The 16,908-nt window shown below is 43.8% G+C and carries 13 protein-coding genes; 3 read left to right on the plus strand and 10 right to left on the minus strand.

Annotated elements, in window-relative coordinates; genetic code table 11:
- Window position 1: 1 nt before the first annotated feature.
- Genes QNM18_RS26460 through QNM18_RS26470 form a run of 3 tightly spaced genes read right to left on the minus strand, consistent with a single transcriptional unit; the run spans window position 2 to window position 4,642 of the window.
- Complete coding sequence (locus QNM18_RS26460) at window positions 2–1,063, minus strand: efflux RND transporter periplasmic adaptor subunit (protein WP_284138867.1); 1,062 nt, start codon at window positions 1,061–1,063, stop codon at window positions 2–4.
- A complete protein-coding gene (locus QNM18_RS26465; protein WP_284138868.1) occupies window positions 1,047–4,340 on the minus strand; it encodes an efflux RND transporter permease subunit in 3,294 nt (1,097 codons plus the stop codon). The genes QNM18_RS26460 and QNM18_RS26465 overlap by 17 nt, the downstream gene beginning before the upstream one ends.
- Entirely contained in the window at window positions 4,340–4,642 is a 303-nt protein-coding gene (locus tag QNM18_RS26470) for an ArsR/SmtB family transcription factor (protein ID WP_417714872.1), read from the minus strand. Before QNM18_RS26470 ends, QNM18_RS26465 begins: the two co-directional genes overlap by 1 nt.
- 110 nt (window positions 4,643–4,752) lie before the next feature.
- Here QNM18_RS26470 and QNM18_RS26475 point away from each other — a divergent pair, with 110 nt between their 5' ends.
- On the plus strand, window positions 4,753–5,103 hold the full coding sequence (locus QNM18_RS26475) for a rhodanese-like domain-containing protein (RefSeq protein WP_284138869.1): 351 nt from the start codon (window positions 4,753–4,755) through the stop codon (window positions 5,101–5,103).
- On the opposite strand, the gene QNM18_RS26480 is transcribed toward QNM18_RS26475, so the two are convergent.
- Complete coding sequence (locus QNM18_RS26480) at window positions 5,087–5,596, minus strand: DUF6653 family protein (protein ID WP_211013430.1); 510 nt, start codon at window positions 5,594–5,596, stop codon at window positions 5,087–5,089. The two genes, QNM18_RS26475 and QNM18_RS26480, sit on opposite strands and share 17 nt — an antisense overlap.
- Before the next feature lie 185 nt (window positions 5,597–5,781).
- On the opposite strand from QNM18_RS26480, the gene QNM18_RS26485 reads away from it, so the two are divergent.
- The gene (locus tag QNM18_RS26485; RefSeq protein ID WP_284138870.1) at window positions 5,782–8,172 is read left to right on the plus strand and encodes a S41 family peptidase; all 2,391 of its coding nucleotides are present in this window, start codon (window positions 5,782–5,784) and stop codon (window positions 8,170–8,172) included.
- Between the two features lie 4 nt (window positions 8,173–8,176).
- Here the strand turns inward: QNM18_RS26485 and QNM18_RS26490 are convergent, their stop codons facing one another.
- The 5 genes from QNM18_RS26490 to speA all read right to left on the minus strand — a co-directional run bounded on the left by QNM18_RS26490 (window position 8,177) and on the right by speA (window position 14,240).
- The gene (locus QNM18_RS26490) at window positions 8,177–8,989 is read right to left on the minus strand and encodes a substrate-binding periplasmic protein (RefSeq protein WP_211013428.1); all 813 of its coding nucleotides are present in this window, start codon (window positions 8,987–8,989) and stop codon (window positions 8,177–8,179) included.
- Window positions 8,990–9,228: 239 nt separating this feature from the next.
- Window positions 9,229–10,410 (minus strand): mechanosensitive ion channel family protein, encoded by a 1,182-nt coding sequence (locus QNM18_RS26495; RefSeq protein WP_211013427.1) that lies wholly within the window; start codon window positions 10,408–10,410, stop codon window positions 9,229–9,231.
- Entirely contained in the window at window positions 10,407–11,327 is a 921-nt protein-coding gene (locus QNM18_RS26500; protein ID WP_211013447.1) for an acetyltransferase, read from the minus strand. Before QNM18_RS26500 ends, QNM18_RS26495 begins: the two co-directional genes overlap by 4 nt.
- Before the next feature lie 41 nt (window positions 11,328–11,368).
- Window positions 11,369–12,247 (minus strand): acyltransferase, encoded by an 879-nt coding sequence (locus tag QNM18_RS26505; protein WP_284138871.1) that lies wholly within the window; start codon window positions 12,245–12,247, stop codon window positions 11,369–11,371.
- 112 nt (window positions 12,248–12,359) lie between these two features.
- Window positions 12,360–14,240 (minus strand): biosynthetic arginine decarboxylase, encoded by a 1,881-nt coding sequence (gene speA, locus QNM18_RS26510; protein WP_284138882.1) that lies wholly within the window; start codon window positions 14,238–14,240, stop codon window positions 12,360–12,362.
- Window positions 14,241–14,447: 207 nt separating this feature from the next.
- On the opposite strand from speA, the gene speE reads away from it, so the two are divergent.
- Entirely contained in the window at window positions 14,448–15,308 is an 861-nt protein-coding gene (gene speE / locus QNM18_RS26515; RefSeq protein WP_284138872.1) for a polyamine aminopropyltransferase, read from the plus strand.
- Window positions 15,309–15,367: 59 nt separating this feature from the next.
- On the opposite strand, the gene hemE is transcribed toward speE, so the two are convergent.
- Window positions 15,368–16,435 carry a uroporphyrinogen decarboxylase gene (hemE, locus tag QNM18_RS26520; protein WP_023401294.1) on the minus strand — a complete coding sequence of 356 codons (1,068 nt, stop codon included), beginning with the start codon at window positions 16,433–16,435 and terminating at the stop codon, window positions 15,368–15,370.
- Window positions 16,436–16,908: the final 473 nt, after the last annotated feature.

Here is a 16,908-nt window from a genome sequence, read left to right on the forward strand (position 1 = left end):
CTCAAGATGAGATACTGGGCGTAACGGCCAGTATCTCTCCCGATTTTAATCCAGATAACACCACCACCTTGTCATTCAGTTGTCGCCCTAATCGAATTAACCGTCTTTGTTTTATCCCCTGTTCAACGACATATACCATGCTCAATTGCCCAGTTTGATAGACAAGCTGACGCGGCACCACGACTCTCGATACAAGCTCAGTCGGCAGAGTAATTTGCGCATACATGCCAGGTTTTGCTCCCTTCGGTGGCGTGATGTCTAATTTTATTTCGAACTGCCTAGCAAGGCTATCTGCCACCGGGACTATTTCACTGACGTGGCCTATCACAGACTTGCCCAGCGCATCTAATTTCACTTGTAATGGCTCACCTATACTCAGCTGACCTGCCAAGTTTGAGCGCACTGCACCGCTAATTTGTAAGCTAGCAGGGTTAAATATTTCTACAATCGGCACGCCGGGGCTCAGCATAACGCCGGGTTCTTGTAATCGCTCTACGACCAAACCTGCTATCGGCGCACGCAGTTGAGTGTAACTTAAGGCAACTTGTGCACCATTTAATTGCTCGCTCAGTGCTAGATGACGCGCTTCCAATTCATCAACCTTGCTTTGCCGCTCGTCAATAATATTTTTTGCAATAAGACCTTTAGCAAATAGTGCGTCACTGCGCGTCAGTTGTTTTTTGGCTTGCAGCAATTGAGCTTCATTGGCTTTACTTTGCGCCCAGATCTCTTGCAATGCCGCACGCAGCTCTGCACCGTCCAGTGTCGCCAATAGTTGACCTTGTTTGACTAACTGACCAGCCCGGACTTCGAGTGTCTGCAATTGCGCTAAGATCCGACTCGCAACGAGCGTATTTTCACGTGCAACCACACTTGCACTGACAATATCACTCGATGCCACAGGCTGTGCTTGCACGATATATTGATCCCCCTGATATGGCTCAGGTTTGGCACGCAGCAGGGGCTTGCGTTTCTCATCAAGTACACCGGAAAAGGTGGCCAATAAAATACCTAAGGCTGCAAATGCACCCAACGCGACCCACTTTTTATTCACTAAGTGCATTTGATTTCTCCTGCTGTGAGTTGTTCGAAAATACCAAGAAGTACACCACTGGCACCACCACCAGTGAGAGCATCGTTGATGCCAATGTACCGAATATAATAGCTAGCGCCAATCCGCTAAATACCGGGTCTAAGATGATCACTAAGTTCCCAAGCATGGTCGTTCCAGCCGTTAACAACACTGGTCTCATACGTACTTCGCCCGCTTGGTAAAGCGCTTCTTTAATCTCCACCCCTTGGGCGCGTTGCTGATTTACATATTCCACTAAAATTAAGCTATTTCGTACCACTATCCCAGCCAATGCGATCATCCCAATCATAGCTGTGGCAGTGAACAAAATAGGTTCCGGTGCATTGGCAATGGTGCGCTCACCAAACTGATTCAATAACCAAAAACCGGGCATGATCCCAATCATAGTCAAAGGAATGGCCGACATAATAATGCCAGCCAAAGCACTCGATGCGGTTTGCCAACGTAAGATCACAAATATCGCAGTAAGGGCAAATGCAAAGCCAATTCCCATATCACGAAAGACATCTACGGTAATACGCCACTCCCCTTCTCCAGAGAATCGATATTCAATCCCCTGTGGTAATTGCCAACCCATGCCGGAGCCACTCCTGATAAATGTACGCTGCTGCCAATCTCGCTCCTCCAACCGACCTGCTCTATTTTCATCACTGACAATGTCTGCAATCACTGATGCGGGTGTGCGACCGTTCAGTTCAGCCGTGACATAAATGACTTCTCTTAAGTCTTTTCGATAAATAGCTTGCTCCACAGCTCCCAACTGCCATTTTCCTAACTCCCCCAATGGCACTAAAGGTTTGGCTGCATCTTCAAGCGCTTGACCAGATGCGTTTTTAGCGAGTTCACCGCGACCGCGTAGTTGCAGGGCATTGAGCACTGGCCACTGATTTCGCTCAATAAAAGGTAATTGCAATTCAATTTCTAATGGCGTGGCTTCAGAAGGTACATGTAATGTGCCAGCAACTAGGCCTCCACTGGCTATTTGCAATGTTCGATTGACGTCCTGAGTTACAATACCAGACAAAGCTGCTTTACTTTTATCCAATACAAATCGTTGACGAGTCGCTTGAGGGTCCAAACTTAAATCAACCTCTGTAACGTGTGCTTCTTGTGCCAGCCTACTTGCCAATATTGTTGCCGATTTTTCATGTGTTGCTCTGTCTGTAAACATATCTGAGGCATATACTTCCGCAACCAGGGTGGACATCACAGGGGGTCCAGGTGGTACCTCAACGACCTTAATTTTTATGCCGTGAGTCGCGAGAGGTGACAACAATTGTCGCATCCTTAGCACCACTGCATGAGATTGATGAACACGTTGCCGCTTATCAAGCAATAGCACACGAAGCTCTGCAAAGTGGCTCCCATGACGTTGATAATACCCGCGCACCATACCATTGAAGTCAACACTAGATGGCTGTCCGATATAAGCGGCGATAGACGACACTTCTTGAAGCTGCCAAACTACCTCTTGGATGCGCTGAACCTGCGCTGCTGTTGCTTCTAAGCTGCTCCCCCTCGGCATATCGAGTAACACTTGTACTTCATTCTTGTTGTCGAAAGGCAAGAGTTTAAGTGGTACGGCACGTAGCAGGGGCAAACAAGCACTAATGACAAAAAGCACCAGCACAGTCCACAATATCCATTTGGCCTTTTTTGGCTGTGAGAGCAAGGCTGTTAGTACTTTCCTATACCAACCCTGTGTGCTTTTTGGCGTTGTATTTGTGTTTTTAGTTAGCAATTTACTGCCCAACCAAGGTGTAACAAATAGAGCCACCAAGGTCGACACAATCACGCTGACAGGAATATTGAATGCCATTGGCGCCATGTAGGGGCCCATCATACCGGTTATAAATGCCAGTGGAATAAATGCGACTATGATGGTCAGCGTCGAAGTTAACAACGGTACTTTAACTTCAAGCATTGCTGATGTAATAGCTTTGGTGTGTTTTGCATCGCTTTGACTAGGCCCGAGGCGCCGCAAAAAGCGTGTCATATTGTCTACGCCAGTTATCGGGTCGTCCACTAATAGGCCTAGCGCTAAGATCAAGGCAAATAATGTAACTCGATTAATGGTATAGCCAAATGCATACCCTAGAATCAGCGTTATACCGTAGCAGATAGGGATTGCTAAACCAATCACTAGGGCTTGACGCCAGCCCAGAAATACACCCACAAATGTCACCACAGTTACTATGGCAAAAGCCAAACTTGCGGTCAGGTTATTCACTTTTTCATCTGCGGTTTCGCCATAGTTACGCAACACATGGTAATGTACACCAGCTGGCAGTAACTCCATGTCCAACTTGTCCATCATTGCAAGACTTTGCTTGGCAACTGTCACCGCATTACTGCCACGCTGTTTGGCCACACTTAGCGTCACCATAGGTAGGTTACGTCGCTTTTCATCTAGGGTTAACCATTGATAATGCAGTGGCTCACTTGGACCATCTTTCACAGCGGCAATATCGCTTAGGTAAATCTGTCTGCCATTGACAACATTGACAACCAACTGGCCGAGATCAGCAGCGGTACGTAACACATCACCTGCTTGCAATTGCCATTGCCGATCACCGACGACGAAGCTGCCAACGGTCTGCAACTGATTAGCATGCTGGATCGCACTCAGTACATCTAGCGGTGTAGTATGATGCGCCGCTAACGAATTTGCATTGAGCTCAACCTGAATTTGTCGCTGCCGCCCAGTGAGCACCGTCACCTCACTGGTATCGGCAATCGTCTGTAGCTGTATCGAAACTTCCTGCGCGATACGAGTCAACTCGAAGTCACTATAACGACTGGGGTCATCGCTATATAAGCCCAACATCAAGATCGCTACATCATCCACCTCTACAGGCTTTATTTGCCACTTTTCAACGACTTGAGGCATGCGATCTTCATTGGCATACAATTTTGTGTAAGTGTTGAGAATCGCTCGCTCGCGATCTTGGCCAACTTCAAAGCGCAATGTAACTGAGGTTTTACCCGACACAGTCGTGGAATAAACATGCTCAACACCTGGAATTTGCCACAATAACTTTTCCAAGGGTTCAGTAACCAAACGCGTCACCTCGGGAGCCGCAATATTTGGTACATCAACGTGAATATCTAGAATAGGCACGACTATTTGCGGCTCTTCTTCACGTGCAGTTTGATGTAACGCTAACAGGCCCAGTGCAATGCTCACCACTAGAATAAACAGGGGGATGCGGCTGTTTAATAACTGCGTCATTACTCTTGCAAGCATTAGCTAGGCTCCTCGTCTAGCTGAGGCTGACAAAACAGTTGATACAACTGGGCCAAAATCGCAGTGACCTTGTCATCAATGATGCGATAGTAAATGACCTGCCCATCACGACGCGTCGCAACGACATTGGCTTTGCGCAGCCCTGCTAAGTGCTGTGACAAAGCCGATTGAGCTAAGGGAACCTGAGCATTTAACTCGCCAACGCTCATTTCTTGTTGCAGCAAACTACACAATATCATCAAGCGATTTTTGTTGGCCATAAGCTTTAGCAAAGCTTCTGCATTCTCGGCGCTTTGCGCCATACCTTGAACTTTCAATATCACGTCCAAACAATTTCTGTATGCCGAGATTATAGACACATACATTAGAAAGATCTAATATTAGTAAATTCTAATATAAAAGGTGCTAGAAAATGTTTCAACCCACTAAAGATTTGGTCGCGTCCGTTAGAGCCAAGCAAAATTGTGTCGATGGTAAACAGGCAAAGCAAGAGCTCGCTGTTAATCAAGGCTTCCTTATAGATGTAAGAGAAGCATCTGAGTATCAAACCGGCGCTCCAAAAGCGGCGATTCACATCTCTAGAGGTTTACTGGAGTTTAAGCTACCTGTACTTGCGCCAGATCTAAAAACGGCGATTTACTTGTACTGCGCTTCAGGCGGAAGAGCCGTACTTGCCGCTGAACAGCTAAAACGACTGGGCTACCAAAATATTACTGTGCTCACGAGTTCACCCACTGAGCTGTGTACTATTTTTCCGAGTTAATTGATTTATTCATGCGGTTTGCGTTGTCAACTTCATGGTATAGCCACACCATGCGATCTAAAAACCAAGTTTTAGTCAATATCAAGCCAACCGCGCCTACACAAGTGCTGATCACTTCGTGAAAAAACAACCCCGCGACACACAATACAGTAAATATACAGAGTAAAATTGAAATGATATCCAGCATTTTTGAATGGTGCGGCGGGATTATTTCCGGTTGATAAATCAGTATGCGTTCACCCAATACGCTTTGTGACGCCCAATGGCGAGTATGTCGCGGCTTTTTAAAACACCTTGGGTTAATCCAAATCCAAACCATCAAGACCACCAAAGTTGGCCAAAACCAGATATCCAGTATTTCTCGCCACCAAATGCAGGCAATCAGCAAAGGCAAACAACTGTATCGAGTCCACACACTCCAAGGGTTTGCGTGTCGCTCCCACACTTCCTCACTCATAGCAAAATACTTCGCAGCAAGATTTTCTAATCGCATCAACATCTGTCCTTAAAGTCATCGTCATATACAGCCTACTCATGATCCGCGCACTGAACTGTTTAAAAATGTAGCATGGTTACAACATTTGTTGACGTTTTTTCCCAACTCCCTTACAGCACCAATCAACAGCTATTTGTAGACTCGATGTCACTTTAATTATCGATTGCAAAGGATTGTTCACAATGATACTGGCCCCTAAATACAAGTTGTTAATCGCTGCGAGCTGCTTAGTTTTAAGTGGTTGCCAAGATAACCAGGATCATCGGAGTGACTTGCAGCGCTCAGCTGGTACATGGCACAAACCAGCTTATGGCGAAGCACTTCACATAACAATGAGTCGAGTATTACGCTACCAATACAACAGTTATGGCTGCATCCAAACATCAGAACTGACCCATCAACAAGCAAATCGCCAATTAGAAGTAAAGAAAGTTCATTCAACTGAACGATTGCGCTTAATCCACAAAGACCAAGTTTACCCTATTGATTATAGACAGATAGCTGCCATCCCTACACAATGCGACGATCCGATTTCGGCATCGAAGACAGTCTCTCCCGTCATTGTCTTTGACTATTTTTGGCATACTTTTAATGATTACTATGCCTTTTTTTCAATACGCAACCTTGACTGGCAGGCACAGTATGACCAGTACCGTCCACTTGTTACAGAATCAATGACAGAGCAGGCCCTATTTGATGTTCTCTCAGAAATGATTGCACCTCTTCAAGATATGCATGCAAGTATCTCATCACCTCAACAAGAGTATTTCTCACGCAAGTCAGTGCCGCTTTTAAATGCTGTGCAACAAGAAATGGCTAACCTAAACTACCTAGGAGAAGAGCATGATATGTATCGCATTTTTGAACATTACCAATCCCAGTTACAATCCATAAGCCAACACTATATTACGCCAGACAGTCTCACGACCATACCAGAAAATAGCCATACGGCCACTGCAATATGGGGGAAAACAGCAGACAATATTGGCATTTTGGTGCTCAACAATATGGATAGTTACTCTGAGGCTCAAACTGCAAATGAGTCCCAACAACTCTTAGCTGCCCATAAAATGATGTCGCGAGTCATGACTGATCTTGGCAACACTGACGCTATGCTTCTGGACATTCGCCACAATACTGGCGGAGATGATGCTATTTCGTTGGCCATTGCAGGCTACTTTGCCGACAAAGAAGTCTTGGCCTTTAACAAGCAAGCTATCAACCAAACTGGTCGAGGGATACCTGTACGGCAGAAATTAACTCTTAACCCAAATGCCTATACCAAACCGGTTTACTTACTCACTAGCCAATTGACAGTCAGCGCAGCTGAAGTATTTACAATGGCGATGGACCAACTCGATCATGTTACCAAAGTCGGTGAAGAAACTGCCGGAGCGCTCTCAGATGCATTGCGGTTTGAGTTGCCTAACGGCTGGCAATTAAGCCTATCCAATGAGATCTATCGCAATGCGCAAGGGGATATGTTTGAACATACAGGGTTTACTCCTGATCATCACGTCCCCGCTTTCAGTCAATATGATATCGAAATGCAGCGCTTTGAAACATATGAATTTGTGTTCAATAAATTAAACAAAGATTCGCGACCTACAAAGACAGTGGCGGATTTTGAACGCGAAATATCCGCACTACAAAAACAGGGAGACATAGCCACAATTGCAGTAAATATCGTGTCGCAAGGTCAATCTATATATAGTCAAGGCTTTACAACAAACAAGCGCAATTTGGTCAATGCTGACACGCCATTTTACCTCTCATCACTGAACGACATATTAGTTGGTGCCACCATAGCTCATGCGAGTATTGATGGGCATTTTTCTCTTGATGAGTCAATTGACGATGTTTTGCCTTTTGCACTGGAATACCCCGTTGGTCACGACCACCCAGTAACACTTTCTAAACTACTGACACACACCAGTGGCATTGTTGATAACCCAAAGGTCCTCAACTGTGCAGGACATGCTGCGGAACTTGTCACGTCTTGTGTGCACTCACACAAAGCCCGTGAAAATCTGTTAAAAGCCTATTTAAGTGCAGAAGGTGAGCTATACCAAACTGGCAACTTTTCTAGTCACTATGGAGTTACCTCAGAGGATGCCTCACTTTATTCTCAAATGGGCATAGAATTAGCTACTTTTGTACTTGAACAAAGTAGTCAAGAGCCTATATCTTCATTGGCGCAACGTTATGTATTTGAGCCGCTCAAGATGCAAAATACCTACTGGCAGCCCTCGAGTGACTCAACCACGACACGCGCTCAGTTTGTCTCCACAGCTAATGATTTGAGTCACTTGCTTATCGCGAGTATGCACCAAGCCATTGAAAATGATACTCCACTACCAACTTACTTTTGGCATACCGACAACCAGAAATTTTACTACCGAGGTAACGTAGCCGCACCCAAAGCGCAGTTTTTTGCCGACTTATACAATCAAACGGGGTTTATCTTACTAACAGATTCGGATCCTGGCTCTAAGAAGGCAAGCGCAGCATACCAAAAACTTGAAAAGCTAATATTTGATATGACTATGTATATGCATCACCAAATTAAATAATGACTTAGTGAGGCGAAAATGAGGCAGCAGGCTCAATTAAACTAGACGGGATTTTGGGCAGGTGATACGGCGCAACAAGTTGGTCTAGCGTCTTGTTTTTGGCCATACTGTGCATTTGCTTAGAAATATGATCTCCCAATCCAGAGTTTGCAAATGACTCACTCATCGCCATATAACCATAAATGGCTTGGGTATGGCGATATTGCATTTTCTTTAGTCTATGCATGGGTTGGTCGAGTGCATCCATTGCAATATCAGCGGTATCCTCCACCGCTATCACCAAATCGACACGCCCTTTAAGCACCAAATCAACAGCAACACGCTCCGAGGGAACGGCGATTTTATTTAAGCTATTATCTTTGTCAAAACGTGGAAAAAATGCACCGCCACGCATCACCGCAATGCGTTTACCTTGTAAGTCTTCATAGCGTTCAACCTCAATATCACTATTTTGCTGTCCATAAAATACAAATGACGAAGACAACACCATATAAGGAGGTTCAACAAAAGACATGATTTTTTCACGCTCAGGAGTTCTGATTAATCCCCCCATCACATCTACCTTGCCTTTACTCAGTAAACGGACACAACGTGAGAAAGGGCAAGGTACCGCTTTTATCTTGTACTTTTTATCACTGGTTAACTGGGCATATTTGAGAATATCCAAGATCAAGCCCTGAGAGTGGTTGTTTTCACTCAGCCGGCTATAAGGAGGCGCATGATCCACTGCCACATGAACAATTTGCTCTACTGCTAGACTATACGTACTAAAAGTTAAAGCCAACACACTCTGTATTAGTACGTTATATAACTTCATTCGACCACCCACCTAAAAACACGCCTTTAAACACCAAGACATTGTGCGTACTTGCGATTACCTATGTCATGCTCTCCTGCTATATAACATATCTCATTGTCACGAAAATACCACAATAAAATAGTTTCCTGAACCACCACCTTATCACAGACAAGGTGACTACTCAGTCATTTTTTTATCTATGGGATGAACAGCGGATCTCGCCCTGCATAAAAGGCATAGGTACTCCAAAGTGCGTTTTAAGCCATAACACTACGTGTGTCAAAGGTTTGATAGGGACGTAGCTCAAATTCTTTGATGAGCAATAACATCTGGTCAAGTATATTAGCTTGAATGTGCTCATAGTTAACCCAACTTTTATCTTTACTAAAACAATACAGCTCGATAGGCAGGCCATTATGAGTCGGAGAAAGCTCACGCACCATACAAATACACTCAGTATTTATCTCGGGACGTTGTTTCAATAACAATTCAGCATACATTCTAAATGCAGTTAAGTTGCTACACATTTCTGGTAATTTTAATGCATTCAATTCTACGAACTTGTCTTTCAACACTATCAATTGCTGCTCAGACAACAGAGACACACTGTTCATATCTATTGGAATAGTACGCTTTATACGGCGCCCAGCTGACTCTTGCATTGCACGCCAGTTTTTAAAGGAATCAGAGATCAGCGCATAGGTAGGGATTGTTGTCACCGTGTTATCCCAATTGCGAACTCGCACGGTATTTAAGCCCAAATCAATGACTTCTCCATCGGCACCAAATGTATCAACTTGGATCCAGTCTCCTGTTGCAACCAGTTTGTTTGCTGCGATTTGTATACTCGCCACCAGACCTAAAATAGTATCTTTGAAAACCAATAGCGTCACCGCAGCAATGGCACCAAAGCCAGACAAAATATAGGTTGGTGACTTATCAACTACAGTGCTGACGACCAAAACAGTTGTGACAATGAATACCATCAGTTTGGCCAACTGAACAATGCCCTTAATAGGAACATCTTTTGCGAATTTTTGCTGCTGATATATTGCATGGGCAATATTCATTAAAGAGCTCACTAAAAAGCCAAACGCAATAATTAAAATGACCTGAGCCAATACTTGTAATTGCGCCATGACCCACAAGGGCGCAACAAACAAATACTTGTTAACCATCACAAACAACATACTGCAAATTAGTAAAGCCACTCTGCCACTTAACTTACTTAACTGGGGAGCGAGAAATGCAATTTTTGCCCGCGAAAAACGCGATAACATACGTTTGACTTTTGGCACTAATGCTAACTTGATCAGTGCGAATATGATCACTAAAGCAATCAACGACACACTATTTGTAAGGGAGGCTAGAACAAAAGGGTGCATGTTAGCGCCACCAATAATTGGTGAGATCACATCTTGTACATGCATTGAATTCATAGTGATTTTGCCTCTGTTGAATACTTTCCAGTTGCGTCATCCAGCCGTTGCTCTATGGCTTTTATTTGCAGAGATTTCTGTTGCCACAGTTGATTCATATAGGCCTGAAATTGCACGCGATACTCTTTATCAAGTTGATAATCACCCTTTGGTAAATCGTCTATTGGAATATAGTCAACTTCCAGCGAAACTGCTTCTAACTGCCCGCGGAAAAATGCCCGGCAAATATGTTCATCGTCACTATGATAAACCACAGCGGTATTTAATAAGCCGTCAACCTGCTCACTCAACACATCTAAAGCAAAAGCAGTTCCCCCTGCTTTTGGCTTTAATAAATTATCAAATGGGCTCGCTTGGCGCAGCTGTTTTGCCGCAGTAAAACGAGTACCTTCAGCAAAATTTATCACCGTAGTAGGATGTTGTTTAAAGTTTTTACAACTCTGTCTGGTACGCTCTACGTCCATGCGTTTTAATTTAGGGTTTTTAGCTATTTGCGCTTTACTAGCGCGTTTCATAAATGGCATATCCAATGCCCACGCCCCAGTACCAATAAATGGCACATATTTTAGCTCATCTTTAAGGAAAAACTTTGGAGCTGGTAATTGAGCTTGCGCACTTAGTACCACGATATCCAACCAACTAATATGGTTAGAAACCAATAAATACCAACCATTTATCGAAACAGACTGTGGGATCTTGACGTGCATCTGCACGCCACCTAGCTTTAATCCTATACGATTTCCGAGACACCATTTATGGTAAGCCCAATGCAATAACACAGAAACGAATTTGACGCGAATACACCATTTAGTCACACCAAGTAATAGCACTATCACACCCCAAATCACGGTGTTTAGTAATAAAAATAATGTTCCAATTGCACCGTAAAACCACTTCGGTAATATACTCTTCATTATTTCTGTTCCTATACTTGCTGCTTATTCCGTGTACTACCTGTTTACTTCGAAGGCGTTGCCAGCTGGTCGATGCACTTGTCTTTTTCTGACCATAAGCGATTAAGCTCTCCTTGAAATTGCACCCGAAATTCATTGTCTCCGGTGTAATCTCCCACCAGCTTATCACTGACTGGCATCAACTCGACTTGTACATTAATTTGGCCTACTTTTCCGGCCACAAAATCCATAAAAGTAGGCACTCCATCTGGGTAGTGAATAGTTACATTGACCACTTTATTAATCTGTTCTCCCATGGCCTGCATTACAAAAGCAATGCCTCCAGCCTTAGGCTTAAGTAAATGCTTAAATGGGCTATTTTGTCTTTGATGTTTTTCCTCGGTATAACGCGTACCTTCAACAAAGTTCACAATACTGACAGGCATCGTTTTGAACTTTTCGCATGCTTTTCTTGTGGTTTCGATATCCTTGCCTTTAAGTTTAGGGTTTTTCCTAATCTGGCTTTTACTGGTACGAGTCATAAATGGAAAGTCCAGCGCCCACCAAGCAAGCCCCAAAAACGGCACGTACAAGAGCTCTTTTTTGAGAAAGAAGTTTAAAAAAGGAATCTTGCGATGCAGTACTCTTTGCAATACCAGTATATCAACCCAGCTTTGATGGTTGGCGATCACTAGGTACCAATCTTTTGTATTAAGCGTATCTGCACCTGAAACTTGTAACTTATAAGGTGAAATGCAGCTCTGATTAACATTGTTGCCCGCCACCCACATGCTTGCACATGCTTTTGCCAATTTACTCAATAAACGCTGCAAAATAGGGAGCGGTATCAGTTTTAATACACCACAAATGAAAATTGGCACGAACCACACTAATGTATTTAGGACATATAAAATAAGCCCCATGATTTGACGGACTAGCGACATGCAAAGTTCCTTTACTACTATTATTTACTCGAGGATATCTCATCACAGCTCAATACTGTGATGAGGTCATCATACGCATTTTCAAGATCAGAAAAAATCTGAGCAGTTCTTATCAATCTTCAAAGTATGTATATCCAGCCAAACCCGAATTTAACTCTTGTAGAAATGCTTGTTGTGTTTGCGCAGGCAAAGCCGTGGCATTTATCTGGCGGTTAAAATTGTCTACCAATTGCTGTTTGTCATAATGAACAAAGCGCAATACATCTTCAACGCAGTCTCCTTTAAGCGCATTCGTCAATTGGTAGCCTTGTTCAGTGAGCTCAACGTGCACAGAATCCGTGTCGCCAAATAGGTTATGTAAATCTCCCAATATCTCTTGATATGCACCGACCATGAACATAGCTAAATGATATTGCTCTGTGCTGCGATATTGCGGCATTGGCAAACTGGATTCTATTCCAGCCCCTTCAACATACTCGCGAATTTGTCCATCTGAATCACAGGTAATATCTTGGATGATAGCTCTTTGCGTTAAGGGTTGATCGAGATTGGTAATTGGCATAACTGGGAACAACTGCTGGATCCCCCAAACATCTGGCAAAGATTGAAACAGAGAAAAGTTCACAAATAATTTGTCGGCTAATTTTTCATTTAAATCATCCAACACTTCTCGATGTGCTCTAGATTGTGTGTTCAGTCTATCACGTACATTTCTCAATATTGTAAAATACAAACGCTCGATCTGCGCCCACTGTGCCATCGTGATAAGGCCATGAACATATTGATCATGGGCATCTTGGAACAAATGCATCGCATCATGATACGTTTCCAAGGCCAGTCTTGGCGTCAATCGCGCCAGCGATAACCGCAACTCTTGGATTAAATGATGTTCATCACCAGACTCCTGTTCAGGCACTGCTTCACAAGGGGCCGTTTCAATATCGATAACATCCGTAATAAGTACCGCGTGATGGGCAGTTAATGCTCTTCCCGACTCAGTAATGATATCTGGGTGGGGTAAGTCGTGTTGCTCTGCAACTTCAGCAAATGCGTTCACCACATTGCGGGCATATTCACCAACGGTGTAATTCATCGAGCAAGCGCTACGCGAGCCTGAGCCCTCATAGTCAACTCCGAGGCCACCACCAACGTCGACTGTTTTTAACGGTACACCCATCTGGATTAATTCTGCGTAGTGTCTCGCGCACTCTCTTAGTGCACGCTGAATATCGCGAATATTGGCAATTTGAGAGCCTATATGAAAATGTACCAACTGCATCAAGTGCAGCTTATTGTGACGGCGCAAAGTCTCTACCGCATTGAGTACTTGCCCAGCGGTCAGGCCAAACTTTCCCTTTTCTCCACCCGTATTCTGCCACTTGCCCTTTCCTACAGAGTTGAGTCGTATGCGAATACCAATGGCCGGCTCGATTTGCATATCGTCTATTTCAGCAATGAGCGCATCAAGTTCTGATAGCTTTTCAACCACAATCTGTACCTTGTGCCCCATGGCTTGTCCAATCAGTGAAAGACGAAGAAACTCTCTGTCTTTATAGCCATTACACACGATCGTAATTGGAGAAGTAGCCAAACCCAAAATGGCCATAAGTTCAGGTTTAGACCCCGCTTCCAATCCCACTAGCCCACTTGGATGACTAAGCAACTTACTGACCACAGAACGCTGTTGATTCACTTTAATTGGGTAGACACAAGTGTATTGACCACGGTAGCTCTTTTGAGCACGCGCATTCTCAAATGCTTGCGTCAGTGTATCTACTCTGTTTTGCAAGATATCGGTAAAACGCACTAAAACAGGCAGCGTCAGCCCTTGCGCTTTAAAGCGCTCAGTAAGTTCAGATAATGAAATAGGGCTTTTGCTGCGATCGCCATCTGGATAGGCGACTAACTTACCAGCATCATCAATATCAAAATAACCATCGCTCCAATGTTGTACATTGTATGTATTACGTGCTGTATCGACTCCCCACTCCATCATCTTCTCTGCAAAATAATTCTAATATGTTGCTCATTTTAATACTCTTAAGCGTGATTAGCGATAGGGAAAGGTCGCTTTTATACGCACTTAGGGGCGCAATTTATGGTAAACAGACAAACTAGGCACAATCGACTAAAATAGATTGAGCAAATTCTTTGGCGCTGGCAAAATTGCGCCTGTTAACAATTCAACGTGAAAGCAAAAATGTCTAATTTAGAAGCAAACCGCTGGTTTACAGAGATCAGTGACCGAGATGGTAGCGCTTTTTCTCTGCGTATCAATAAAAAGCTAGATGAAGTTCAATCACCATTTCAAAAGGTTGAGATGTATGAAACAACCGACTTTGGTAATTTGATGATCATAGATGGCTGCACCATGGTCAGTACTCGTGAAAACTTTTTTTATCATGAAATGATGAGTCACACTGCACTCTTTGCTCACCCTGCACCTAAAAATGTCGTGATCATCGGCGGTGGGGATTGCGGAACACTGCGCGAAGTACTCAAACATCCAGACGTCGAGTCGGTTACTCAAATAGACATCGACGAAGTGGTAACACAAATGTCACTCAAGTACTTCCCTGAATTATGCGCCTCAAATGACGACCCTCGCGCTACGGTGATGTTTGATGACGGCATCAAATATATGCGAGAAGCTCCTGCAAATTCTATTGATGTGGTCATTGTCGATGGTACAGATCCGGTAGGTCCAGGTGAAGGCCTATTCAATCACGCATTTTATACGAGTTGTTTAGCTGCACTGCGCGATGGTGGGATTTTAATCCAGCAAAGTGAATCACCTTTGATGCATATGGCACTGCTTAAAGAAATGCGTCAAGCAATGAAAGATGTGGGTTTTGCCGATTTGCAAACCTTGCCATTTCCACAGCCTATTTACCCAAGCGGTCTATGGTCAGCAACACTCGCGCGCAAAGGTGAACACTTCAACGGCTTTAGAGAGCAGGATGTTGATGCTGCACAGTTTGATACCGAATATTACAATAGCGGTATTCACCACGGCGCCTTGGCAACGCCTAACTTTATGCGCCGCGCATTCGACGAATAGCGCTCAAGCCATAAAGTAAAAACCCAAGCAATGCTTGGGTTTTTCGTCTTGTCAGACTATCACTTCTGATGATACTGACGACTAAATTCATGGACTGAATTAATGAACACACCTGCATTTTCAGGGTCAACATCCGGCGTGATACCATGACCTAAGTTAAATACATGACCATTGCCTTCTCCGAAGCCTGCCAAGATTGACTGAACTTCTTCACGAATGCGCTCGGGTGTACCATGTAACATGGCAGGATCCATGTTGCCTTGCAGCGCAACTTTATCACCTACACGGCGTTTTGCATCGGCAATATCTATGGTCCAATCCAGACCAATTGCATCACAGCCCGTTGCAGCAATCGCTTCAATCCATTGCCCGCCATTTTTGGTAAACAAGGTAACAGGTACTTTACGACCATCGTTTTCACGGATCAGGCCATCGACAATTTTATGCATGTACTGTAGCGAGAACTCTTTATAGTCACGAGGGCTTAGCACACCGCCCCAAGAATCAAAGATCATCAGAGACTGCGCGCCCGCTTTCACCTGTGCATTTAAATAGTCAATTACCGAGTCAGCGACTTTATCAAGTAGTAAATGCAATGTCTGCGGTTCAGCAAATGCCATTTTTTTGATCTTACCAAAGGTTTTACTGCTACCGCCTTCGATCATGTATGTGGCGAGCGTCCATGGAGAACCAGAGAAGCCGATTAAAGGAACTTCTCCTTTTAGTTCTCGGCGAATTGTACTCACGGCATTCATCACATAACCAAGCTCGTCCGTCGGATCGAGTTTTGGTAACTTCTGAACATCAGCTAGCGAGGTGATTGGACGTTCAAACTTTGGACCTTCACCTGTTTCAAAGTACAAGCCAAGTCCCATAGCGTCAGGGATAGTTAAAATATCACTGAATAGAATCGCAGCATCCAGTGGGTAACGGCGTAGTGGCTGTAATGTCACTTCACAAGCTAATTCAGCATTTTTACATAAGCTCATAAAGTCACCAGCTTGCGCTCGTGTAGCTCTGTATTCAGGGAGGTAACGACCTGCTTGTCGCATCATCCATACAGGTGTCACATCAACCGGCTGCTTCTGCAACGCGCGTAAATAACGATCATTTTTCAACTCGCTCATAGCGTGATTCAATTCCAGTGCTGTAAAAATTGTTCGAATTGTATCACTTTATCCCCAACCCCCCTAGCTGTTCAACCGTTTAAATCACTTCTCCATGATCCAGATTAATGTGTAACTCATTCAAATACCCCCTTTGTTGACTCAAAACACCAATCAACACTTTTCCATAAACGCACTTTCATATTTTTGAGATATTAAATTCATAAAAAAATGTTCGTGATTATTTGCACCACAAAAAAAACCTTGCTATAAAAATGCTGCGCAAAATAACAAGAACAAAACACCTTCTAACAAGAACAAGTGCTATTTGCTAAACTGTTTTGAACCACCTTAGGGTGGTTTTTTGTTTTTTATCACCCAGCAAACATCACTTTGCCTACCTGAATACTAAATAAAAATGATTAACACCAAGACTAAAAAACCCAGCTAAGGTACAAATGAAAGAAATTATGTGCTTTTTGCAAAAAGTGGTT

It is taken from the genome of Pseudoalteromonas obscura (assembly GCF_030135505.1).
Classification (GTDB): Bacteria; Pseudomonadota; Gammaproteobacteria; order Enterobacterales; family Alteromonadaceae; genus Pseudoalteromonas; species Pseudoalteromonas obscura.

Coding starts and splice junctions, on each gene's coding strand:
- QNM18_RS26490 (WP_211013428.1), bottom strand. CDS start 8,989: ATGAAGTTATATAACGTACTAATACAGAGTGTGTTGGCTTTAACTTTT.
- QNM18_RS26470 (WP_417714872.1), bottom strand. CDS start 4,642: ATGGCGCAAAGCGCCGAGAATGCAGAAGCTTTGCTAAAGCTTATGGCC.
- QNM18_RS26465 (WP_284138868.1), bottom strand. CDS start 4,340: ATGCTTGCAAGAGTAATGACGCAGTTATTAAACAGCCGCATCCCCCTG.
- speA (WP_284138882.1), bottom strand. CDS start 14,240: ATGGAGTGGGGAGTCGATACAGCACGTAATACATACAATGTACAACAT.
- QNM18_RS26475 (WP_284138869.1), top strand. CDS start 4,753: ATGTTTCAACCCACTAAAGATTTGGTCGCGTCCGTTAGAGCCAAGCAA.
- QNM18_RS26485 (WP_284138870.1), top strand. CDS start 5,782: ATGATACTGGCCCCTAAATACAAGTTGTTAATCGCTGCGAGCTGCTTA.
- QNM18_RS26505 (WP_284138871.1), bottom strand. CDS start 12,247: ATGTCGCTAGTCCGTCAAATCATGGGGCTTATTTTATATGTCCTAAAT.
- speE (WP_284138872.1), top strand. CDS start 14,448: ATGTCTAATTTAGAAGCAAACCGCTGGTTTACAGAGATCAGTGACCGA.
- QNM18_RS26460 (WP_284138867.1), bottom strand. CDS start 1,063: ATGCACTTAGTGAATAAAAAGTGGGTCGCGTTGGGTGCATTTGCAGCC.
- hemE (WP_023401294.1), bottom strand. CDS start 16,435: ATGAGCGAGTTGAAAAATGATCGTTATTTACGCGCGTTGCAGAAGCAG.
- QNM18_RS26495 (WP_211013427.1), bottom strand. CDS start 10,410: ATGAATTCAATGCATGTACAAGATGTGATCTCACCAATTATTGGTGGC.
- QNM18_RS26480 (WP_211013430.1), bottom strand. CDS start 5,596: ATGCGATTAGAAAATCTTGCTGCGAAGTATTTTGCTATGAGTGAGGAA.